This is a genomic window from Archangium primigenium (assembly GCF_016904885.1).
In the GTDB taxonomy this organism is placed as follows: domain Bacteria; phylum Myxococcota; class Myxococcia; order Myxococcales; family Myxococcaceae; genus Cystobacter; species Cystobacter primigenius.
Map to the genome: position 1 here is coordinate 6,191,559 of NZ_JADWYI010000001.1, position 20,034 is coordinate 6,211,592.

19 protein-coding genes are annotated in these 20,034 nt (G+C 71.9%); 12 read left to right on the forward strand and 7 right to left on the reverse strand.

Annotated features, from left to right (window positions below; all coding sequences use genetic code 11):
- Window positions 1–15 precede the first annotated feature (15 nt).
- Both I3V78_RS25295 and I3V78_RS25300 read right to left on the reverse strand, forming a co-directional pair.
- Window positions 16–897 (reverse strand): efflux RND transporter periplasmic adaptor subunit, encoded by an 882-nt coding sequence (locus tag I3V78_RS25295; RefSeq protein WP_204491007.1) that lies wholly within the window; start codon window positions 895–897, stop codon window positions 16–18.
- A gap of 127 nt (window positions 898–1,024) precedes the next feature.
- The gene (locus tag I3V78_RS25300; protein ID WP_204496794.1) at window positions 1,025–1,549 is read right to left on the reverse strand and encodes a metal-dependent hydrolase; all 525 of its coding nucleotides are present in this window, start codon (window positions 1,547–1,549) and stop codon (window positions 1,025–1,027) included.
- 86 nt (window positions 1,550–1,635) lie between these two features.
- On the opposite strand from I3V78_RS25300, the gene I3V78_RS25305 reads away from it, so the two are divergent.
- The 4 genes from I3V78_RS25305 to I3V78_RS25320 all read left to right on the forward strand — a co-directional run bounded on the left by I3V78_RS25305 (window position 1,636) and on the right by I3V78_RS25320 (window position 5,132).
- Window positions 1,636–2,601, forward strand: a complete 966-nt coding sequence (locus I3V78_RS25305) for an aldo/keto reductase (RefSeq protein ID WP_204491008.1) — start codon at window positions 1,636–1,638, stop codon at window positions 2,599–2,601.
- Between the two features lie 208 nt (window positions 2,602–2,809).
- Entirely contained in the window at window positions 2,810–3,388 is a 579-nt protein-coding gene (locus I3V78_RS25310) for an LOG family protein (protein ID WP_204491009.1), read from the forward strand.
- Window positions 3,385–4,494 carry a class 1 isoprenoid biosynthesis enzyme gene (locus I3V78_RS25315; RefSeq protein WP_204491010.1) on the forward strand — a complete coding sequence of 370 codons (1,110 nt, stop codon included), beginning with the start codon at window positions 3,385–3,387 and terminating at the stop codon, window positions 4,492–4,494. Before I3V78_RS25310 ends, I3V78_RS25315 begins: the two co-directional genes overlap by 4 nt.
- Complete coding sequence (locus tag I3V78_RS25320) at window positions 4,491–5,132, forward strand: HAD-IA family hydrolase (RefSeq protein WP_204491011.1); 642 nt, start codon at window positions 4,491–4,493, stop codon at window positions 5,130–5,132. Before I3V78_RS25315 ends, I3V78_RS25320 begins: the two co-directional genes overlap by 4 nt.
- A gap of 34 nt (window positions 5,133–5,166) precedes the next feature.
- On the opposite strand, the gene I3V78_RS25325 is transcribed toward I3V78_RS25320, so the two are convergent.
- Window positions 5,167–6,630: a HAMP domain-containing methyl-accepting chemotaxis protein gene (locus tag I3V78_RS25325; protein ID WP_204491012.1), complete on the reverse strand. Its 1,464-nt coding sequence runs from the start codon at window positions 6,628–6,630 to the stop codon at window positions 5,167–5,169.
- A 128-nt stretch (window positions 6,631–6,758) separates the two neighbouring features.
- Here I3V78_RS25325 and gloA2 point away from each other — a divergent pair, with 128 nt between their 5' ends.
- Complete coding sequence (gloA2, locus tag I3V78_RS25330; protein WP_204491013.1) at window positions 6,759–7,175, forward strand: SMU1112c/YaeR family gloxylase I-like metalloprotein; 417 nt, start codon at window positions 6,759–6,761, stop codon at window positions 7,173–7,175.
- Here the strand turns inward: gloA2 and I3V78_RS25335 are convergent.
- Window positions 7,165–7,653 carry a response regulator gene (locus tag I3V78_RS25335; protein WP_204491014.1) on the reverse strand — a complete coding sequence of 163 codons (489 nt, stop codon included), beginning with the start codon at window positions 7,651–7,653 and terminating at the stop codon, window positions 7,165–7,167. The two genes, gloA2 and I3V78_RS25335, sit on opposite strands and share 11 nt — an antisense overlap.
- Before the next feature lie 548 nt (window positions 7,654–8,201).
- Here I3V78_RS25335 and I3V78_RS25340 point away from each other — a divergent pair.
- The 6 genes from I3V78_RS25340 (at window position 8,202) to I3V78_RS25365 (ending at window position 15,997) form a co-directional block, all read left to right on the forward strand.
- Window positions 8,202–9,701, forward strand: coding sequence for an OpgD/OpgG family glucan biosynthesis protein (locus tag I3V78_RS25340; RefSeq protein WP_204496795.1), 1,500 nt, complete (start codon window positions 8,202–8,204; stop codon window positions 9,699–9,701).
- Window positions 9,689–10,204, forward strand: a complete 516-nt coding sequence (locus I3V78_RS25345) for a hypothetical protein (protein WP_204491015.1) — start codon at window positions 9,689–9,691, stop codon at window positions 10,202–10,204. The genes I3V78_RS25340 and I3V78_RS25345 overlap by 13 nt, the downstream gene beginning before the upstream one ends.
- Window positions 10,205–10,222: 18 nt before the next feature.
- Window positions 10,223–12,241 (forward strand): glucans biosynthesis glucosyltransferase MdoH, encoded by a 2,019-nt coding sequence (gene mdoH, locus I3V78_RS25350; protein ID WP_204491016.1) that lies wholly within the window; start codon window positions 10,223–10,225, stop codon window positions 12,239–12,241.
- 50 nt (window positions 12,242–12,291) lie between these two features.
- Window positions 12,292–13,377, forward strand: a complete 1,086-nt coding sequence (locus tag I3V78_RS25355; RefSeq protein ID WP_204491017.1) for a hypothetical protein — start codon at window positions 12,292–12,294, stop codon at window positions 13,375–13,377.
- 88 nt (window positions 13,378–13,465) lie between these two features.
- Window positions 13,466–14,845, forward strand: a complete 1,380-nt coding sequence (locus I3V78_RS25360; protein WP_204491018.1) for an SET domain-containing histone-lysine N-methyltransferase — start codon at window positions 13,466–13,468, stop codon at window positions 14,843–14,845.
- Window positions 14,846–15,034: 189 nt separating this feature from the next.
- Window positions 15,035–15,997 carry a Ppx/GppA phosphatase family protein gene (locus I3V78_RS25365; RefSeq protein ID WP_204491019.1) on the forward strand — a complete coding sequence of 321 codons (963 nt, stop codon included), beginning with the start codon at window positions 15,035–15,037 and terminating at the stop codon, window positions 15,995–15,997.
- Between the two features lie 7 nt (window positions 15,998–16,004).
- Here the strand turns inward: I3V78_RS25365 and I3V78_RS25370 are convergent, their stop codons facing one another.
- Together I3V78_RS25370 and I3V78_RS25375 are read right to left on the reverse strand one after the other, a co-directional pair.
- Window positions 16,005–17,372, reverse strand: a complete 1,368-nt coding sequence (locus I3V78_RS25370; protein ID WP_204491020.1) for a TAXI family TRAP transporter solute-binding subunit — start codon at window positions 17,370–17,372, stop codon at window positions 16,005–16,007.
- Between the two features lie 20 nt (window positions 17,373–17,392).
- The gene (locus tag I3V78_RS25375) at window positions 17,393–18,358 is read right to left on the reverse strand and encodes a hypothetical protein (RefSeq protein ID WP_204491021.1); all 966 of its coding nucleotides are present in this window, start codon (window positions 18,356–18,358) and stop codon (window positions 17,393–17,395) included.
- A 96-nt stretch (window positions 18,359–18,454) separates the two neighbouring features.
- On the opposite strand from I3V78_RS25375, the gene I3V78_RS25380 reads away from it, so the two are divergent.
- Window positions 18,455–19,210: a thioesterase gene (locus tag I3V78_RS25380; protein WP_204491022.1), complete on the forward strand. Its 756-nt coding sequence runs from the start codon at window positions 18,455–18,457 to the stop codon at window positions 19,208–19,210.
- Between the two features lie 4 nt (window positions 19,211–19,214).
- On the opposite strand, the gene I3V78_RS25385 is transcribed toward I3V78_RS25380, so the two are convergent.
- Window positions 19,215–19,925, reverse strand: coding sequence for a 4'-phosphopantetheinyl transferase family protein (locus I3V78_RS25385; protein ID WP_338023744.1), 711 nt, complete (start codon window positions 19,923–19,925; stop codon window positions 19,215–19,217).
- Window positions 19,926–20,034: the final 109 nt, after the last annotated feature.

Sequence of the window (20,034 nt, forward strand, 5' to 3'; positions counted from 1 at the left end):
CAGCGCGGTGCACGCCTAATCGCCCGGAGACAGGGCGCCGGTGGGCGTGGGGGGCGCCCACTCCACGGGCACCACCGCCCCCAGGGGCAGCGCTTCCCGCGCGCGCTCGGGCAGGTCCAGGCGCGCCTCGGCCTTGAGCTGACGTGACGTCGCATCCAGCTCGGGCGAGATGCGCTCCACCACGCCCCGGAAGGCCGGCGCGCCCTCCACGCGGACCCAGACCTCGTGCCCCGGGCGGATGGCGCCCACCCAGGCCTCCGGAATGGCGAAGCGCAAGAGCCGGTCCTCGCTCACCAGCCGGACAATGGGCGTGGTGGGGCCCGCCACCATGCCGGGCTGCAGGTACTCCTCGGACACCACGCCCCGGAAGGGCGCGCGCAGGCTCGCCCGCTCCAGGTTCTCGCGCGCCAGGGACGCCTCCGCCTTCGCCGCGCCGAGCCGCGCCCTGGCCAGCGCCACGTCCGCCTCGGCGAGGGACACGGCGTGCTGGGCCTTCTCGTACTCCTCGGCGGCCGTGAACTGGCGCACCTGGCGCTGGCGCTCCAGGAACTGGCGGGCCTGCTGGAGCAACAGGGTACAGCGCCGGTGCTCGGCCTCGGCCGCGCGCACCTGCGCCTGGTGGGACGCCAGCTCCCATTGGCGCGTGCGCGTGTCCAGCGAGGCCAGCAGTTGTCCGGCCTCCACGTGCTCGCCCAGGTGCACGTCGAGCGACTCCAGGCGGCCCTCCACCTGGGCGAGCACATCCAGCGCCTGCGTCGCCGACACCACCCCCACGAGCGAGGGCGCGGCCCGCGGGGGCCGGACGGGCACGGGCCCCGGTGCCGAGGCCGCGCGCGGTACTTCCGCGGCCAGGGCACTCCCGGCCATCCAGCCCACGAGGATGATGGTGCGTCGCATCACGATGGAATTCCCTCCGCCCTCTCAAGAGCTGGGAATCTGGCACCACCGTTGGGAACCCGAACCCTGCCCTCCGGGCCAAGGGACATGTCCACGGCCGGGCGCGAAGACGGCTCGGAAAAACGGCTCAGGACGTCTCGCCGAGCACCCGCGCGCGCAGGGCCCGGGTGACCTCGGCGTCCCAGCGCACGGACACGAGCTCCACGGGGGTGCGGCGCCAGCGCAGGGCGCAGGCGAGACAGGCGAAGGTGGCCGCCATGCCGATGACGCTGTTCTGCCACGAGGCCAGGTTCCACTGGCCCGACCAGAACCACTCGTGCATGGACGTGGGCCAGAAGTAGTGGATGGGCCAGCCCGGGCCGCTGCCCACCAGGTCACACGCCAGATGCAGGTGGAAGGCGAGCGCGGCGAGCAGCCCCACCGCCAGGCGCTGGCGCGCGAGCGCGGTGCACACGCCCACCACCACCAGCGCCCCCACGTAGCCGTGGAAGAGCACGTGGTGGTACTGGCCGTAGAGGTCCACGCCGCCCAGCAGGGACAAGCCATCGAGGTCCGGCGCCAGTCCCGCGAGCGTGACGAGCACCCGATCCCGCCGCTCGCGCAGGCCTTGGGCCAACAACCAGGACAGCTCCGCGTGGACGATGGGGTTCATGGTGTCGAGCATAGCGCGGAGCGCGCCTCCGGATTGTTGCCCGCGCCAACGAAGCGGAGGAGAGTCCCCGGCGAGAGGAACACGCGATGAACTTGCGAAGACTGGGTCGGTCGGACGTCGAGATTTCCCCCATCGGGCTGGGGTGCTGGCAGTTCTCCGAGGGCTCCGGCCTGGTGGGTGCCTTCTGGGAGACCTTGCCCGCGCCGCTCGTCGAGGAGATCGTCGACGCGTCGCTCCAGGGCGGCATCAACTGGTTCGACACCGCCGAGGCCTATGGCGATGGCCGCTCGGAGCGGGCGCTCGCCGCCGCGCTGTCGCGCCTGGGCAAGAAGCCCGGGGACGTGGTCGTCGCCACCAAGTGGCAGCCCTTTCCCCGCACCGCCGCGAGCATCGGCGCCACCATCGGGGCGCGGCTGGCGGCGCTCAACCCCTACCCCATCGACCTGCACCAAATCCACCAGCCCTTCGCGCTCGCCACGGTGGAGGCCCAGGCCAACGCCATGGCGGACCTGGTGGAGGCCGGGAAGATCAAGACGGTGGGGGTGAGCAACTTCTCCGCCAGGCGGATGCGCGCCATGCACGCCGCGCTCGCGCGCCGGGGCGTGCCGCTCGTGTCCAACCAGATGCGCTACAGCCTGATGGACCGGAAGATCGAGTCCAACGGCGTGCTCGCGGCCGCCAAGGAGCTGGGCATCACGATCATCGCCTACTCGCCGCTGGCGCAGGGCCTGCTGTCGGGCAAGTTCCACGAGGATCCCTCGCTCATCAAGAGCCGCGTGGGCCCGCGCAAGTACCTGCCGGCCTTCCGGGCCTCGGGCATGGAGAAGAGCCGCCCGCTCATCGAGGAATTGCGCGCGTGCGCCCAGGCGCATGGCGTCACCTCGTCGCAGGTGGCGCTCAACTGGCTGGCCACGTTCCACGGCGACACGGTGGTCGTCATCCCCGGCGCGACCAAGCGGCGCCACGCCGAGGAGAACGTGGGCGCCATGGGCTTCACGCTCACGCCCGAGCAGTCGCGCCGGCTCGAGGAGCTGTCGCGCGGCTACCTGTAGCGCGGGGCGGGAGACCAGGGAGCCGACCGCCTGGAGGCACCCCAGGTGGATAAGCCCTTCACTCCTCGCGTGGACCCCGGCGCACGTGTCATCCGCACGACGGGAGACGACCTGTCGCGTCGGCTCGGGGAGGTGCCCGTTGTGGTTCAGTGCCGATCTGGAGAAAATCGAGCGCCGCCCGCGATGACGGGCTCCTGACGTGGGACTCATGACGAATTCCGTTTGCGTGTTTTGTGGCTCCGCTCCGGGGGTGCATGGGGAGCACATGAAGGTGGCCTCCGAGCTGGGAGCGCTCCTGGCCGAGCGCGGCCTGCAGGTGGTGTACGGCGGTGCCCGGGTGGGGTTGATGGGCGCGGTGGCGGATGGTGCGCTGGCGCGGGGCGGCCGGGTCGTGGGGGTGATGCCCCGGGGCCTGGAGCGCTACGAGGTGGCCCACCGGGGACTCACCGAGCTCATCTGGACGGAAGACCTTCACGAGCGCAAGCGCTGCATGGCCGAGCGCTCCGACGCCTTCGTGGTGTTGCCGGGAGGCTACGGCACCCTGGAGGAGATGCTGGAGATCATCAGCTGGAAGCAGATGCGGATGATCGACAAGCCCATCGTGCTGCTCGACACCCAGGGCTTCTACCAACCGTTCGTGGCACTCGTCGCGGAGATGACCCGTCAGGGTTTCGCGCACGCGCGTGCCGACACGCTCTTCACCGTCACGTCTCGGCTCGAGGATGTCCTCCGCGCGCTGGGGGTGGCCACTCCGCCCCCGCCCGCGGGCGACGAGGTCCAGTCATGAGTGAACTGCCGCCGCTGCAATACCCCAAGATGTTCCAGGGCATCTTCGCGCGCCGCCAGGAGCGCTTCGCCCCGCTCATCGACGAGGCCCGCCACGTGCTCCAGGGGCTGGAGGTGCCCGAGGCGCTGCGGCCCTATTACGACACGGTGGTGCGCGACAACGCCCAGCCGTCGTTCCTGCTGGTGCCGCTCATCTTCCTGGCCTTCGCGGAGGCCTCGGGGGGGATCCAGGCCGCGCACCGCCGCTACCTGCCGGCGATGATGCTGTGCATGGAGGCGTGCGCCACGGTGGACGACACGGTGGACCGCACGCCCATGCGCTCGGGGCGGCGCACGTTCGCGCTGCGCTTCGGCGACATCAGCGCCACGCCCTTCGTGGGGGCCCTGGGGGCGATGTCCGCGCAGATGGCCGCGCGCGTGGATCCGCGCCTGCTCGACGGCATGCTGCACCTGACCACCGAGCTGTACGCGCGGCAGCTCTGGGAGAAGCAGAACCTCTACCCGCTGGAGGGCATGTTCGACCGCTGGCTGCACAACCGCTACGAGGAGACGCGCGTGGCGGTGTGCTACTGCATGGACGCGGCGCTGCTGCTCAACGGCCACCCGCCCACGCCCCTGCCCATGGCCGAGGCCTTCTCGCGCGTGTTCCAGGACGTGGATGACCTGGTGAGCATCCTCGAGGACCGGCGCGCCGACGGCGAGAACGACGACGTGCTGATGGGCACGGTGACGCGGCCGTTGATGGTGACGCTCGCGCGCTACCCGGCGCTGCGCGCCGACGTGGCCAACCTGTGGCGGGTGTGCCGCGCCATGACGGGCTCGTCCGCCATGGCGGTGCACAAGATGCCCGCGCACACCCAGCCCACCATCGAGCGGCTCTACCAGCCGCTCTACCAGGCCATGCGCGAGGTGGGCATCCCCGGCACCGTGAAGCTGATGATCGACGACTACCGCGAGTGCGTGGCCACCGCCCCGCCCTCCTTGCGGCCCCTCATGCGGGACATGACCCACACCTGCATGGACCGGCTGCGGCGCTGCGCGGGCAACACGCTCTTCACCGAGGAGCAGTTGGAGAGCGCCCTGGAGGGCCTGGAGCAGGCGGCGTGACGGGCGCGGTCATCTTCGATCGGGACGGGGTGCTGGCCGAGTTCGACCTGGAGGGCGTGCGCCAGGAATTGGGGCACCTGCTGCCCTTCGGGCTGGAGCAGCTCGGCACCCACCTGCGTGACTGGGCGCCCCGCTCCGGACGGCGCGTCACCTGCGCCACGAGCGAGCGGGCCTTCTGGAACGCCTTCTGGGAGGAGCTGTGCGACGCGCACGGCCTGGACGCGGACGCGCGCGCGGGGCTGCTGCGCTTCGAGCCGTGCCGCACGCTGCGGCTCTTCGCGGACGCGCGGCCGGCGATCGAGCGGGCGCGGCGCCAGGGCTACCGGGTGGGCGTGCTGTCCAACTTCGCGCTCTTCGATCTGCCGGGCTCGCTGGCGTGGCTGGGCCTCACGCCGCTGCTGGACGCGGCCCTGTCCGCCGCCATGCTGGGCGCCTCCAAGCCCGCGCCGGAGACCTACCTGGCCATGGCGCGCGCGCTCGGCCAGCGGCCCGAGGACTGCCTCTTCGTGGATGACCGTCCGGACTGCGTGGAGGGCGCGCGGCGGGTGGGCATGCGCGCCTGGCTGCTGGACCGGGCGGGCAAACGCCCGGGCGGCGAGGGCGTGATGCGCGACCTCACCGCCCTGCTGGCCGACTGAGGGCCCCTCGAGGGGCCCCCCCCTCCCGCGCGCCTCAGGCCGAGGTGCGCGCGTCGAGGATGGCGGTGAGCTGCTGGGACAGCTGCGAGAGCCGGTTGGCCGTCTGCAGCGTCTGCGAGGAGCTCACCTCGGACTGCTGGGCCGTCTGCGCCACCTCGAGGATGGCGATGTTCACCTGCTCCACCGCGGTGGTCTGCTGCTGGGTGCTCAGCTCGATCTCCCGCACCACGTCCAGGTTGGTGCGCACCAGCTCGGAGATGCGCCGGAAGCTGCCGGCCACCTCGGAGAACTGCTTGGCGCTGCTCTGCACCGCCTTGGAGCCGTCCTCCGTGGCCATGATGGTGGTGTTGGACGCGGCGCGGATTTCGTCGATGAGGGCGCGGATGTCCTTGGTGGCGCCGCCCACGCGGTCGGCGAGCTTGCGGATCTCCTCGGCCACCACGGCGAAGCGGCGGCCGTGCTCGCCCGCGCCCGCGCTCTCGATGGTGGCGTTGATGGCGAGGATGTTCGTCTGCTCGCTCAGCTCGTTGATGATGTCCAGGATGCCGCCGATCTCCTGCGAGCGCTTGCCCAGCTCCAGCATGTGGGTGACGACGGAGTCCACCTGGCGGCGCACCGCGTCGATGGCCTCCTGGGAGCGCTGCACGGTGTCATTGCCCTGACGCGCCGCGCCCGCGGTCTCGTCCGCCACGCGCGACACCTGCTGGGCGCTGGTGGCGATCTGCCGCGAGGTGGACAGGAGCTCCTTCACGGTGGTGGAGATCTCCGTGGTGGCCGAGGCCTGCTCGCGCGCGCCCGTCACCTGCTGGGTGGCGGCCGAGTGCAGCTCGGCCGAGGAGTTCTGCACCTGGGAGATGGCCGTCTGCAGCTTGCGCTCCAGGGCCCGGCCGATGAGCAGCGCCGTGGTGGTGATGACGAGCATGATGCCGAGCCCGTCGATCCAGAAGAAGGTGCCGAACGCCTTGAGCTCCTCCTCCTGCTGCAGCTCGTTCTTGCTCAGCACCGCCTCCTCCGCCTCGCGCGCCTTGCCCACCGCCTCGCGCACGCGCTCCTGGCGCTGACGGCTCTGGGCGTTGCTCGCGGAGGGCGAGTCCAGCGAGCCCTGGACGCGCCGCGCCTCGAGGCTCTCGTCCATCCGCTTGAGCTCCTGGGCGACGGTCTCCTGCAGGGCCGTGATGCGCTTCTGGTGCTCGGGGTCCGGCGAGGACGTGAGCGCCTGCAGCTCCGTGTCCACCATGGCGCGCGCCTGCTGGAAGGACAGGGCCGCGGCCTCTCCGCCCGTCAGGAGGTAGTCGCGGTGCGCGCTCTCCGCGTCCTTGAACTTGGAGTGGATGCGCTCGAGCTGCCGCAGCGTCTTCTGGCTCGTGGACACGAGCGTGGCCGCGCCGGAGAAGGCCTGCACGCGCATGCGGGTCAGGTAGACGAAGGTGCCAATCATCAACGCCAACAGGAACAAGCCCACCAGGAACTGCCGGCCCACGGTCCATCTCGAGAACATCGTCAGGTCTCCTCGGCCGAGGGAACGCTCCGCCCCGGCTGCGCGGCGCCAGTCTACGTGAGTGCCCGCCTTTCTCCACGGACTCACTGCCCCTGGCCGTGCCGGGCGGCGCCTGTCAGGCTGGAGGCATGACGCCGCCGCTGCTGCCCGCCCTCCACCACGTGGCCCTCATCTGCTCGGACTACGCCCGCTCCAAGGCGTTCTACAGCCAGGTGCTCGGCCTGCGCGTCGTCCGGGAGGTGTACCGGGAGGCCCGCGACTCGTGGAAGCTGGACCTGGAGGTGAGCCCGGGCGTGCAACTGGAGCTGTTCTCCTTCCCGGACCCTCCGCCCCGGGCGACCCGGCCCGAGGCCCGCGGTCTGCGGCACCTGGCCTTCGCCGTGCCGGTGCTCGACGCCGTGGTGGCGGAGCTCCACCGGCGGGGGGTGCCCACCGAGCCGGTGCGCGTGGACGAGCACACGGGCAGGCGCTTCACCTTCTTCGCGGATCCAGACGGCCTGCCGCTGGAGCTCTACGAGATGGGCGAAGAGCCCACTACGAGGTGAGCGAGGACTCGGCCACCATCGACACCGCCGTGGCGCACACGTCTTCCACGGAGAAGTCCTGATCCAACACGACGCCGCCGGGGATGCGCGCCATGCGCGCGCGGAGCTTGGCGTTGGTGAAGGCGCTCACCAGCAGCACGGACACCTGGGGGTGCGTCTGGCACCAGCGCTCCAGGAGCGCCAGGCCCGCGTCGCCCAGCATCCGCGCGTTGCACACGAGCAGGTCCACCTCGGTGCGCCGCGCGAGGTTCTCCGACAGCCACCGCAGCGCGTCCGGCCCGTCCTCCAGCAGCCCCACCTCGAAGCGCTCCTGGGTGAGCCGCTCGTGCAGGAAGTGGCCCCGCTCGCGCAGGTTCTCCATCACCACCACCCGGGGCGGCCCGCCGTCGACACCATCGCGCCGCGGCCGACGCTCCGCGCGTGAGCCCGAGGCGTTCTTGTTCTGCGCTGACACCGGAGGCGAATGCGTGACGGCCATGGAGTCCTTCCGATGAACCGGTTTAGCAGAAGTCGTGCCGTTGCGTTCCACGTATCTTCCCACGAGCGGCCCGAGGAAGGACACCTCTATTGTCGGAGGGCCGACGAATGAAGTGGGGCGGGGCGGGCCGCCGCATGAGGCATTCCGCCACATGCCCCTGACGCCTCCCACCCCCTACTTCGTCACGCCGGGCCTGTTTGCCAACGGGAGGGCGCTCGGGCCGCGTCGCCGTATCGTCTCTTGGACGACATGCCCTCACGTGTCGGCCACCGGACATGTGGAGCAAACGGACAAGGCCCGGTTCGCGCCTGTTCCTCTGCTCCCCAACCCTGCCGCGCCGCGCCAGGGACCGGCTCGGCCCAACCTCACCGCAAGTGCGCCAAATCGTTTGAACGCCAACCAGTTGCCGCACGTCCCGTGGGGGAAACCCGCGTAACTCCTGGAGACCCGGGGCAAACCGGCCGCTTGGCACGCGGGCTGCTTAGCCCCGGCGCGGGTCGGTCCATCGACACCCTTTTTCCAGGAGGAGCGCCGAGGTGAGGTCAACGATGTGGGCGCGAGGCGCCTGTGCGCTGGGACTGATGTGGACGCTGACGGCGTGTGCCGGCCCCCGGGCCACCACGGCGCCCTTTGGTCCGGAGACGGTGCGCGAGCGGGCCCGCGTGCTCGCGCGCACCCCCTACCAGAAGCCCGTGGCCTCGCTGCCCCCGGCCTACGCGCAGCTCACCTATGATCAGTACCGCGACATCCGCTTCCGCCCGGAGCGGGCGCGCTGGCGTGACGCGGGGGTGCCCTTCCAGGCGCAGTTCTTCGCCCCGGGCTTCTACTACACGTCGCCGGTGCCGATGCACGAGGTGGACGCGGGCCGCGCCGAGCCCATCCGCTTCTCGCCGGAGCTCTTCAGCTATGGCCCGCTGGTGAAGGAGCTGCCCGCGGCGCCCATCGCGGGCTTCGCCGGCTTCCGGCTGTCCCATCCGCTCAACCGGCCCGACTACTACGACGAGCTGGTCGCGTTCCTGGGCGCCAGCTACTTCCGCGCCCTGGGCCGCGGCAGTGTGTACGGCCTGTCCGCGCGCGGCCTCGCCATCGACACCGCGCTGCCCGAGGGCGAGGAGTTCCCCGTCTTCCGCGAGTTCTGGCTGGAGAAGCCGACGGCGGGGGCGGATCGGGTGGTGGTGCACGCGCTGATGGACAGCCCGAGCGTCACCGGGGCCTACCGCTTCGTCATCGTCCCGGGCGAGCGCACGGTGATGGAGGTGGACGCGGAGCTGCACGCGCGCAAGGCCATCAAGCGCCTGGGCGTGGCGCCGCTCACGAGCATGTACCTGTTCGGCGAGAACGACCGGGGCACGCTGGAGGACTTCCGGCCGGAGGTGCACGACTCGGACGGGCTCGCGCTGTGGATGAAGAACGGCGAGCACCTGTGGCGCCCGCTGCGCAACCCCTCCCACCTGAGCGTGTCCAGCTTCCAGGTGGACGGCCTGCACGCCTTCGGGCTGATGCAGCGCGACCGGGACTTCCGCTCCTACGAGGACCTGGAGGCGCGCTACGACAAGCGGCCCGGCGTGTGGGTGGAGCCGGTGGGCGACTGGGGCCGGGGCGCGGTGCAGCTCGTGGAGATTCCCTCGCACCAGGAGTTCGACGACAACATCGTCGCCTACTGGGTGCCCGAGACGCCCGTCACCGCGGGCACCACGCTGCGCCTGGGATGGAAGCTCACCTGGGGCAGCGGCTCGCCCGAGCGGGCGCGCGAGGCGCTCGCCACCGCCACGCGCGTGGCCCCGGGCAGCACGCCGGGCGCCCGGCGCTTCGTGCTCGACTTCTCCCCGGGCGAGGGCACCCCGACGCAGGCCCCCGTGGAGGCCGTGGTCTCCACGACCTCGGGCCGCATCGTGCACCCCATCACCCAGCGCAACGAGATGACCGGAGGCTGGCGCGCCACCTTCGAGCTCGTGCCGGAGGGCCACACGCCCGCCGAGCTGCGCTGCTTCCTTCGTAGCGGATCCGACACCCTGACCGAGACCTGGAGCTATCCATGGACGCCGTGATGACGCAGACCTTCACCTCCACCTCCCCGTCCCTGCACGCCGTCTCCGCCGGGACGCGCGCGGCGCTCGATGGGTTCTTCCGCTCCTTCGGCTTCAGCGCGCCCGAGGACTTGTCGCGCCTGGCCGACTGGGCGCTCGACACGCGCCCCGGTGTGGAGCCGCACGAGGCGCTGGTGCTTGCCCGGGTGCGCATGGAGGGCTGGCTGATGGCGGTGCTCGGCCCGGCGCTCGTGGGCGGTCAGGGCTCGCCCCTGGCGCGGGGCCGCGCGGCGTTCGTGCTGAGTGACGGCGCGCGCTGGGGCGCGCGGGCGGTGACGCAGGGCCTGGGCGCGTTGTCGCTCGAGCAGGTGCGCGTCTTGCGCGACGCGGTGCCGGTGCCCGCGCCGCGCCCCATGCCCACGACCATGCCCGAGCAGCAGGTGGTGCTCTCGCCCCTGCGCGAGCTGCTGCGCCGCTTCGGGTGGCGTGCCGTGGGCACGCCCGACGTCTCCGTTTCCCGCTAGGCCCCTTCCGGAGTCCCCATGCACGCGCATTCCTTCTCGCCCACGACGGCCGGGCTCCGGCGGGCGGGCGTCCTCGTTCCGGCCGCGCTGTCGACCCTCGCCGCGACGTGGGAGATGTCGCGGCTGCTCAGCGCCCAGGGCACGTCCGTGCCCGAGTGGGCGATGCTGGGGCTCTTCACCCTGTGCTTCGCGTGGATCGCCCTCTCCTTCTGGGCGGCCGTGGCGGGCTTCGTCCAGTCGGTGTCTGGACGGAGGCCCCCGGGCCTGCGCTGGCCGGAGCCCGCGGAGGAAGCGGCCCCGCTCGCGCGCCGCACCGCGGTGGTGATGCCCATCCACAACGAGGACCCCGCCTCGGTCTTCGCCAACCTGCAGGCCACGTACGAGTCCGTGGCGGCCACGGGCCACCTGGAGGCCTTCGACTTCTACGTGCTCAGCGACTCCACGCGCGCCGAGGCGTGGGTGGCCGAGGAGCTGGCGTGGTCGGACCTGTGCCGCCGCGTGGGAGGCCAGGGGCGCATCTTCTACCGCCGGCGCTCGGACAACACGGGCAAGAAGGCGGGCAACCTGGCGGACTTCTGCGAGCGCTGGGGCCGCCGCTACGACTTCATGGTGGTGCTGGACGCGGACAGCCTCATGGCGGGGGACACGCTGGTGCGCATGGCGCGCCTGATGGACCTCAACCCGCGCGTGGGCATCCTCCAGGCGCCGCCCTTGTGCGTGGGCGGCACCACGCTCTTCGCCCGGCTGCAGCAGTTCGCCGGCCGCGTGTACGGGCCGCTGGTGGCCGCGGGCGCGGCGGCCTGGCAGCTCGGCGAGTCCAACTACTGGGGCCACAACGCCATCCTGCGCGTGGCGGCCTTCACCGAGCACTGCGGGCTGCCGGTGCTGCCCGGACAGCAGCCCTTCGGCGGCCACATCCTCAGCCATGACTTCGTGGAGGCGGCGCTCATGCGGCGCGCGGGTTACACGGTGTGGTTGGTGCCGGAGTTGGGCGGCAGCTACGAGCAGAGCCCGCCCCATCTGCTGGCCTACGCGCAGCGCGATCGGCGCTGGTGCCAGGGCAACCTGCAGCACCTGCGGCTGGTGGTCGCGGGCGGGCTGCACCCGTCGAGCCGGGGCCACTTCCTCATGGGCGTCATGTCCTACGTGGCCTCGCCCCTGTGGCTGCTGTTCCTGGGCGCTGGCCTGCTCGCCACGGTGCACGACCAGCTCCTCGGCGCGGAGGACCTCATCGAGCGCTTCGCCCCCTTCGCCGAGGAGTCCCAGTTCGACCACCACGGCGCGCTGCGGCTGATGGCGGTGTCGCTCGGCATGCTGATGCTGCCCAAGGCCTTCGGGCTGGTGCTCGCCCTGACGGACGGGGCGCTCGTGGCGCGCATGGGCGGCCGGGCGCGGCTGGTGCTGAGCGTCTTGCTGGAGAGCGCCGTGTCCACGCTGCTCGCGCCGGTGATGATGCTCTTCCAGTCCCACTTCGTCTTCGGAACGATCCTCGGCTACCGCGTGTCCTGGTCGAGCCAGCAGCGCGACGACGAGGCCCTGCCCTGGGCGGAGGCGGCGCGGCGCCACGCGGTGCACACGGCCGTGGGCGCGCTCGTGGCCGCGCTCGTGTTCGTGCTCAACCCCGGCCTGCTGGGCTGGCTGGCGCCGGTGGTGACCGGGCTGATGCTCTCCATTCCCCTGTCGGTGTGGACCTCGCGCGCGTCCCTGGGCGCATGGATGGAGCGGCTCGGCCTGTTCCTCATCCCCGAGGAGACCACGCCCCCCGCGGTCCTCACCCGGGCGCAGGAACTCGCCGAGCGGGAATTGGAGCCGGTGACGGACGGCCTGGAGCACGTGCTCAAGGACCCCCGCGCCCACGCGCTGCACCTGGCGCTGCTGGAGACCTCCGGCGGCGAGGCGCCCGCCCCCGTGCTGGCCGCCGCCCGCCGCAAGCTGTTCGAGGGCGTCCCCGCCGAGCTGTCCGCCCAGGAGAAGACGGCGGTGCTGCTCGACGCGGACACGCTCGTGGAGGCGCGGGGCCGCTACGCGGACGCCTGAAGCCGGGCCGTGCTAGCCTTCGCGGCCTCCGTCCGAGCCCGCGAGGAAGCATGGCGTCCGCTTCGAGCAAGTGGTTGTTCGTCCTCGGGGTCGCGCTCCTCGGCCCGGAGCGGGCCATGGCCGAGGACCTGCCTCCCCTGGAGCAAATCCAGCCCGCCCAGGGCCAGGAGACGCCGGAGACGCTGCTGCTCTGGCTGCTCGCGCCCGAACCGGGACAGCGCGCCGAGGCCCAGGTGCGGCTCCTGCCTCATGCGCATGAGTGGCTGCCGCCCGGCTTCCTCGCCCAGGTGGACCACCTCGCGCTCAGCGCCGGGAACAACGAGGACGAGCGCGGCTACCTGCGGGAGTTCCTGCGGCTGTTGACGCTGCACGGTACGCGGGTGGAGCGGCTGCTCGCCCATCCCCGGCTGGCGGAGTTGAGCCAACCCGAGGTCGACGAGGGCCACCGGCTCGTGGCCGCGTGGCGCGAGACGGGGCCGGGCCTGGCGCTCCAGGCGACGCGCTACGCCTCCCGCTGCGCCGAGGGCGCCCTGCCCCCGACCCTGCTCCTCCGGGACTGGCGGCTGCTGCGCCTTCGCGAGGAACTCAAGCCCCTGGGCGGGCTGGCCCTGCCCGCGCTCGAGCACCTGCTCCTCACCGGCACGCCCGAGCAGCGGCTCGCGGGCATCGCCCTGACCGATGCCCTCCGCCTGCGCCCCGGCCGGGATGCCCTGGCCCGGCTCGAGGATGATGTCAGCGAGGTCCCGGTCTACGGAGACTTCAACGAGCGCATCATCCGGATCATCCGATCGGACGCGCCCAACGATCCCCTCCCGCCGAAATGGGAGTGGCTCCGGCTGCCCATGGCCCGGTATGCCCAGCGACTGGAGCGCAACCTCTCGCACGACTGGGCCGATGATTTTCAGGACCCCGCCTACCTCTCGGCCGAGACGCGCGTGGCGGAGCGGGTCTGGCTCGCGCCCTTCCCCGCGGAGCCCCACTGGACGGGACCGGACGTGGAGCTGCGTGACGAACTGCGAGGGATTGGGATCGCCCTGGCCGGGGATGAGCAGGCCTTTTGGAATCAGGTCCGGCCGCGCTGGCGCGCGTGGTGGCGGACCCATGGCCAACACCTCGTGGCGAACCGACCGGAGTGAATCCGCACGAGCCGGTGAGGACAGCGGGGTGCGCGAGGTCGAGCTCGACCAACGCTATGAGCTCGAACTGGAGTAGCGTCCGCGGCCCATGAGCGCCTCCCCTCCGACCGCCCCCGCCTCCGCCGAGTTGAGAACCGCCCCCGAGGACTCGGAGCGCAAGCTGTCCAACCTGTTGCGCTGGCTCGAGGAGGGCGGCGCCCGCTTCCCCAAGCTGCGTGTTGTCCGCCAGGACAATGGCGAGCGCTCGGTCCTCGCCGCGACGGACATCGCCCCGGGAGAGGTCGTCCTCCAGGTCCCCCACTCGCACATGCTCACCCTGGAGCTCGCGCGCACCTCGGAGATCGGCCGCGCGGTCCAGGCCGGGCTCAACCCGGACAACGAGGACCTGTACCTCGCCTCCTTCCTCCTCCAGGAGAAGCACCGCGAGGGCTCCTTCTGGACGCCCTTCCTCGACAGCCTTCCCGAGGCATTCCCCCACCTGCCCCTCTTCTACGGCGAGGCCGAGCGCGCCCTGCTCCAGGGCTCGCTGGTGCTCACGCTCCTGGAGTTCCAGGCGCAGTCGCTCCAGAACGACTACCAGCAGTTGTGCGCGAAGGTGCCCGGCTACGAGCGCTTCACGCTCGGGGAGTTCGTCTGGGCGCGCCTGTCCGTCTCCTCGCGCCTGTTCGGTGTGAAGAAGGGCGGGCTCAAGGGCCCGTGTCTCGTGCCCCTGGCGGACATGCTCAACCACCGGCGGCCCCCGGACGTGCTCTGGGAGACGTCGGAGGATGGCCGCTTCTTCGAGATGACGGCGCAGAACGCCGTGGCCGCGGGCCTCGAGGTCCACGACAGCTATGGCGCCAAGAGCAACGATCTCATGCTCCTGCACTTCGGCTTCGTGACCGAGCACAACGAGCGCGACGAGGTGTTCCTCTCCCTGGGCCTGCCCGAGGGCGATGCGCTGGGGGCCATGAAGCAGTCCCTCCTGGCGCTGCCCTCGCCCACCGCGTTCCGGCCCTTCAAGGTGCCGCGCGAGGTGGCGAATGCGTCCACCCAGTTGATGCTGTCCTTCCTCCGGGTGGCGCGCGCCACGCCCGAGGAGATCATGATCCTCGCCAACCGGCTCATCGGCGGCGCCAAGACGATCGAGCCCCTCGGCGTGCCCAACGAGGCGCGGGTGATGGAGGCCCTCGCGGCGGCGTGCGAGGCGCGGCTCGCGGGCTTCGACACCTCTTTCGAAGAGGACGAGCGGCGGCTGCGCGAGGACTCCCTCGGCGCCAACGCGCGCAACTGTCTGCTCGTGCGGCGCGAGGAGAAGCGCGTGCTGCGCGACTACCTCGGCTTCGCCCAGACGGCCCAGGCGCTGCTGCGGCTGCCCCGCGAGGAGTTCGAGCGTCAAGCAGCGGCCACGGCCTCGCCCTGGGGTTGGTACGACGGCTACGCACGCCAGACCCTGCTCGAGCTCGTGCGCGGCGCCCCCACGGCGTGACACGCCCGTGACATGACGGGCGAAGGCAGGACGCCTGGTTGCTCGGTGGACGGGCCTCCGGTGAACCCTCGGGAAGGGCTGTGCAAACTTTGGGTGAACAGCGGTGTTCCTCCACGGCGCTGTCACAAAGGCCCTTTAGTTTGACGAGCAGGTAGAGCGCATCGCCTCTCACCCGAGGGTTCTTCGACCATGGCTTCTTCGACCCGCCGGCCTGTCTTCGCCGCCATCGACGTGGGCACCAACGCCGTCCGGATGGATCTGGCCCGTCCGGAGGCGGATGGCACGTTGGAGACCTTCCTGCGCGAGCGCGACGCCGTGCGTCCGGGCGAAGGCGTCTTCACCCACGGGGTGATGCCCCGGGAGACGGCGGATCGGCTCGTGGGGGCCCTGCGCCGCTACGCCACCCTGAGCCGTCGCCATGGCGCCCGGGTGCGCGCGGTGGCCACCAGCGCCATGCGCGAGGCGGGCAATCGCTCGGACATCCTCCAGCGTGTGCGGGACGAGGCGGGCCTGGAGTTGGAGATCATCAGCGGAGAGGACGAGGCGCGGCTCATCTGTCTGGGGGTGCTCAACCGCGCCCTGCCGCGCACGCGCTCGGTGGTGATGGACCTGGGCGGCGGCTCCACGGAAGTGGTGCTCGCCACCGGCCAGCGTCCCGAGGGCCTCTGGAGCCTGCCCCTGGGGGCGGTGCGCCTGACGGAGCAGTTCGACACCGCGGGCGAGGTCACCCCCTTCCAGCTGCGGCGCATGCGCGGCGCCGTGCGCGAGCGGCTGCACGCGGCCTTCCCCGTGGCGGCCATGGATCTGCCCCCGGTGGCCCTGGGCTCCTCGGGGACCATCCGCGCCGTGGTGCGCTTCGCGGCCCAGGGCGACAGCTACGCCACCCCGGATCAGCTCACCCACGCCGTGGAGGCGCTGGCGGCCATGTCGCCGGGCGAGCGGAGCGAGCACTTCGAGCCCCGGCGCGCCGAGGTCATCGTCGCGGGCGCGCTCCTGCTGGAGGAGAGCATGCGGCACCTCGGCCTGCAGGGCATCAGCGCCATCAAGCGGGGCCTGCGCGACGGCATGCTCGTGGAGCTGTTCTCGGCCGGCCTGGGCACCACGCCCCCGAGGGCCCTGCCCGGCTTCCTCGGGACGCTCGCCGTGGGCTGAAGGCCCCTCAGCTCACCAGGGACGCGCCCGGCGCGGGGGCCTCCGCGCCCTCGTCCAGGCGCCGCAGGATGCGTCGGCGCACGATGTCCAGGTGTTCGCGGAAGAAGTACAGGTTCTCCGCGTGGGACAGCGGCATGGGGATGCGGTTCACCGCGTACTCGGCTTCGTCCAGCCGCTTGAGCATGTCCTGGAGCATCGGCCGCTCGGGCTTCTCCTCCATCTGGATTTCGATCTCCTTGAGCCGCGCGTACCAGCGGAAGATGCGCGAGCGCACCCGCCACTCGTACAGGGCGGGGACGGCCTTGCCCAGGGGCACGAGCACGGCGATGAGGGGCACGAGCATCAGCCAGAGCCGGTCCACCAGGTTGGCCGCCCAGAACGGCAGGTAGCGCTGCAACAGGGGCGGTCCGGACTGGTAGTACCGGCGGGCCTCGCTGCTCAGGGGGTACTCGGTCGCGTTGCCGGTGGGGAACTCCCCGGCGCGATCCAGCAGCCCCGCGCCCCCGTGCACCTCGCTCGCGGCGCGCAAGAGCAGGTAGGCGAGCGCCGGGTGGAGGGACTCGCGCGCCACCAGGCTCGCCGTGGGCGCGAGCAGCACCAGGTCCCGCGAGGGCACGTCCGCCGCGAGGTTGAGCACCCCCCGGGGCAAGGTGAGCCGGGACAGGTACGGGTAGCGGCGCGCATAGGCCTCGCCCCGGGAGAAGCTCAGCAGCCGCAGGTCGGGCTCGGCGGCGAGCTTCTGGAGGAAGGGCGCCTCGGCGGCGGCCACGAGGAACACCGCGTCGAGCTCGCCCTTCTTGATCCGGGCGAGGGCCTCGTCGCGCTCGAGCGACAAGAGCTGGGTGGGCTCCTTCTCCACGCCGTTGGCCTGCAGCAGCGTGAGGGCCAGGGCATGGGTGCCGCTCTCGGCGGGGCCCACCGCGATGCGCTTGCCGCGCAGCTCCCGCAGGTCCTCGATGGGCTCGCCCCGGTAGAAGACCCAGAGGGGGATGTGGGTGAGCCCGCCGAGCGACACGACGTTCGCCGCCTTGCCGCCCGCCGCGGAGGCGCCGCTCTGCACGAACGCCACGTCCACCCCACCCCGCTCCTCGGCGAGCAGGCCCAGGCTGGAGAGCGAGCCCTGGGTGCCGCGGATCTCCAGGGTGATGCCGTCGCGGGCGAGGATCTCCTGGTAGCGCCGGGCGTAGTAGCGAAAGCCGCCTTCGTCCTGGGCCGCCGCGATCACCAGCGTCTTAGGAGGCGCGGGCTTGATGAAATAGAAGGTGGTGGCGAAGGCCAGACCCACCAGCAACAGCGAGGGCGCGAGGATGATCCACAGATCGCGCCGCTGGTTGCGTTGAAGCTGCTCCTTGAATCGTTCCCGGATTCCCCGCATGGGGCGCGGCCTATCACAGTTCAGAGGGCGAGGCCGATGGACACATAGGGCCCCGGCAGCACGTCCCGGTGGACGACACCATCCACCGCGCCCGCGTCGTCCAGCACCAGCGTGCGCACCCCGCCGCGCAGGGCGATCACATTGCCCAGCACGTACCAGACCGCGCCGGCCGCCGCGTCGAGCTGCCGGTAGGGCACCGGCGTGACGTGGACGCGGCCCTCCAGCGCCAGGGAGTCCAGCAGGTAGTACTCCGAGGACAGGCCCAGGCTGGGACCCACGAAGGTGACGTCGGGCGCCCGGGCGATGGACAGGCCGCCCTCCAGCCGCACCCGTCCGCTCCGGCCCTGGAAGGCGGCCCAGGTCATGTGCAGGCCCACCACGGAGATCCGATCCTCGCCCAGGCTCCCATCGTCCGGGCGCAACGCCAGGGCGCTCAGCCGGAGCATGGCCCCCACCGACTCGCCCTCCACGCCCAGGTGGAAGCCGGAGGCGCGGCCCCCAGGCAAGAGCTGGCCCTCGTAGCCCACCTGGAAGTTCTTGGAGCGGCGGGACCGGTAGGCCTCCGAGCCATAGGCGGGACCGTCCGGGAGCGGCGCCAGGGGCCTCGCGGGGGCCGGGTAGTACACCTCCTCCTCCGTGTCGTCGTAGGAGGGCTCCGTGTAGGGCTCCGTGTAGTACCCGCGGGACGGCGCGGGCCGGGGCGCGGGGCGCTGGGAGGGCTCGGAGCGGTCAGGGCGCCGCGAGGGCGCGGGACGGCGGGAGGGCGGGGAGCGGTCCACCGGGGTGGCGTCGTGGGTGCTGTCGTCCACGGCGGAGGCGTCGTGGGCGTCCGAGTCGCGGCCCTTGTCCGTGTCCCGCTCCGAGCGGTCCTCGCTCGACGAGGACTCGGGGGCGGAGCGCTTGCCGAAGCGCGCCTCGGCCTGGGAGGCCGTCAGGAAGAGGCCCGCGAGCAGCGTGGAGGACAACAGACGGAGGGAGCGGCGCATGGGCGACCTCGGGAGCTCAAACAACTCGGAGGCTGGACGGGCCCGCGGCACTTAAATTCAGGGAAGACGGAGGAAAATCACGGTATCCATACTCCCGTGCCTCCCCCTCCTCCGTCCTGGTTTCCCTTCCGTCAGGCCAACCCCCAGGCGCGCCTGCGGCTCTTCTGCTTTCCCTACGCGGGCGGAGGGGCGTCCATCTACAACACCTGGAGCGCCGCCCTGCCCCCCACGGTCGAGCTGGTGTCGGTCCAGCCGCCGGGCCGTGAGCGGCGCATCCTCGAGAAGCCCGTGCACGACATCGCCCGGCTGGTGGAGGCGCTGGAGCCGGAGATGCGGCCGCTCTTGGACAAGCCCTTCGTGCTCATGGGCTACAGCATGGGCACGCGCATCGCCCTGGCGCTCACCCAGCGCTGGCAGGCGCGGGGCGAGCCGCTGCCGCTCGGCCTGGTGGTGGCCGCGGGCGGCGCCCCGCACATGCAGCGCATGTCCCGGGGCAACCTCAACGACAAGGACTTCATCGAGCTGTTGCGCGCGTACGAGGGCACCCCGGCCGAGCTCTTCGCCCACAAGGAGCTCATGGAGATGGTGCTGCCCACCCTGCGCGCGGACTTCGCCCTCGCGGACTCGGTGCTGCCCGCCACGCCCGTGCGTGTCCCCATCGTGGCCTATGGCGGCCTGGAGGACTCCCACGTCTCCATCGCCGACCTGGAGCGCTGGCGGGAGCTGACGACGGGGGAGTTCCGCGCCCGCCACTTCGCCGGCAAGCACTTCTTCCTGCGCACCGAGCGCGTGCCCCTGCTGGAGGCCCTGCGCGAGGACCTCACGCGCTGGGCCCCCGAGCTGGCCTCCTGACGCCTCACCCGGCCCGCACGAACCACGCGGGCCCGTCCAGCCCCAGGGGCACCGTGCGCTGGCAGCGCACCGTCAACGGCAGCTCCCGCGCCCGGCGCACCGCGACCGCCGCCGGGTGATCCATCCCCAGGCGCACCTGCACGAACCGCCAGGCCCCGGGGTCGTCCTTCATCCGCGCGTCGAACGAGATGGTGGGCGCCCGTCCCGGCTCCAGGTGGAAGGCGAACTGATCCAACGGCAGGCTCAGCCCCGCGCCCCGCGCCTTGATGTAGGACTCCTTGAGCGTCCAGTAGTCGAAGAAGCGCTCGCGCTGGCGCTCCGGGGGCAGCGCGCGCAGGGCCTGGACCTCCGAGGCCGCGAAGAAGGACTCGGCCAGCTCCACCGTCTGCCCGGGCCGCGCCGCGTGCTCCACGTCCGCGCCCACGTCCACCCCGAGCGCCACCGCGCACACCGCCATGCCATCCGTGTGGGACAGGTTGAAGCGCAGGGGCGGCAGGCCCCGGGGCACGAGGATCTCCGGGCGTCCGTAGGCGTTGCGCTGGAAGCGCCAGTCGCGCGCGGGCACCGGCGCGTAGCGCGACAGGCACACGCGCACCAGGGCATGGGACACGAGGAACTGGTGGCGGTGCTTCTCGAAGCGGAAGCGCAGGTGTCGCTCCCGCTCGTCCTCGCACAGCAGCTCCCGGTAGGCGGCGAGCAGCCGGGGCTCGGTCACGGCCTCCGGCTCCACCACCCAGAGGTGGACTTCATCGGCACGAGGGAGCCCGAGGGGCTCTGGCGGCAGGCGGTCGTCGGGTGGGATCATGACGGGGACGGGGGTAGTG

Bases quoted from the DNA above. Each gene is read 5' to 3' on its own strand.
- I3V78_RS25295 (WP_204491007.1), bottom strand. From the start codon at position 897: ATGCGACGCACCATCATCCTCGTGGGCTGGATGGCCGGGAGTGCCCTG.
- I3V78_RS25300 (WP_204496794.1), bottom strand. From the start codon at position 1,549: ATGAACCCCATCGTCCACGCGGAGCTGTCCTGGTTGTTGGCCCAAGGC.
- I3V78_RS25305 (WP_204491008.1), top strand. From the start codon at position 1,636: ATGAACTTGCGAAGACTGGGTCGGTCGGACGTCGAGATTTCCCCCATC.
- I3V78_RS25310 (WP_204491009.1), top strand. From the start codon at position 2,810: ATGACGAATTCCGTTTGCGTGTTTTGTGGCTCCGCTCCGGGGGTGCAT.
- I3V78_RS25315 (WP_204491010.1), top strand. From the start codon at position 3,385: ATGAGTGAACTGCCGCCGCTGCAATACCCCAAGATGTTCCAGGGCATC.
- I3V78_RS25325 (WP_204491012.1), bottom strand. From the start codon at position 6,630: ATGTTCTCGAGATGGACCGTGGGCCGGCAGTTCCTGGTGGGCTTGTTC.
- gloA2 (WP_204491013.1), top strand. From the start codon at position 6,759: ATGACGCCGCCGCTGCTGCCCGCCCTCCACCACGTGGCCCTCATCTGC.
- I3V78_RS25335 (WP_204491014.1), bottom strand. From the start codon at position 7,653: ATGGCCGTCACGCATTCGCCTCCGGTGTCAGCGCAGAACAAGAACGCC.
- I3V78_RS25340 (WP_204496795.1), top strand. From the start codon at position 8,202: ATGTGGGCGCGAGGCGCCTGTGCGCTGGGACTGATGTGGACGCTGACG.
- I3V78_RS25345 (WP_204491015.1), top strand. From the start codon at position 9,689: ATGGACGCCGTGATGACGCAGACCTTCACCTCCACCTCCCCGTCCCTG.
- mdoH (WP_204491016.1), top strand. From the start codon at position 10,223: ATGCACGCGCATTCCTTCTCGCCCACGACGGCCGGGCTCCGGCGGGCG.
- I3V78_RS25355 (WP_204491017.1), top strand. From the start codon at position 12,292: ATGGCGTCCGCTTCGAGCAAGTGGTTGTTCGTCCTCGGGGTCGCGCTC.
- I3V78_RS25360 (WP_204491018.1), top strand. From the start codon at position 13,466: ATGAGCGCCTCCCCTCCGACCGCCCCCGCCTCCGCCGAGTTGAGAACC.
- I3V78_RS25365 (WP_204491019.1), top strand. From the start codon at position 15,035: ATGGCTTCTTCGACCCGCCGGCCTGTCTTCGCCGCCATCGACGTGGGC.
- I3V78_RS25370 (WP_204491020.1), bottom strand. From the start codon at position 17,372: ATGCGGGGAATCCGGGAACGATTCAAGGAGCAGCTTCAACGCAACCAG.
- I3V78_RS25375 (WP_204491021.1), bottom strand. From the start codon at position 18,358: ATGCGCCGCTCCCTCCGTCTGTTGTCCTCCACGCTGCTCGCGGGCCTC.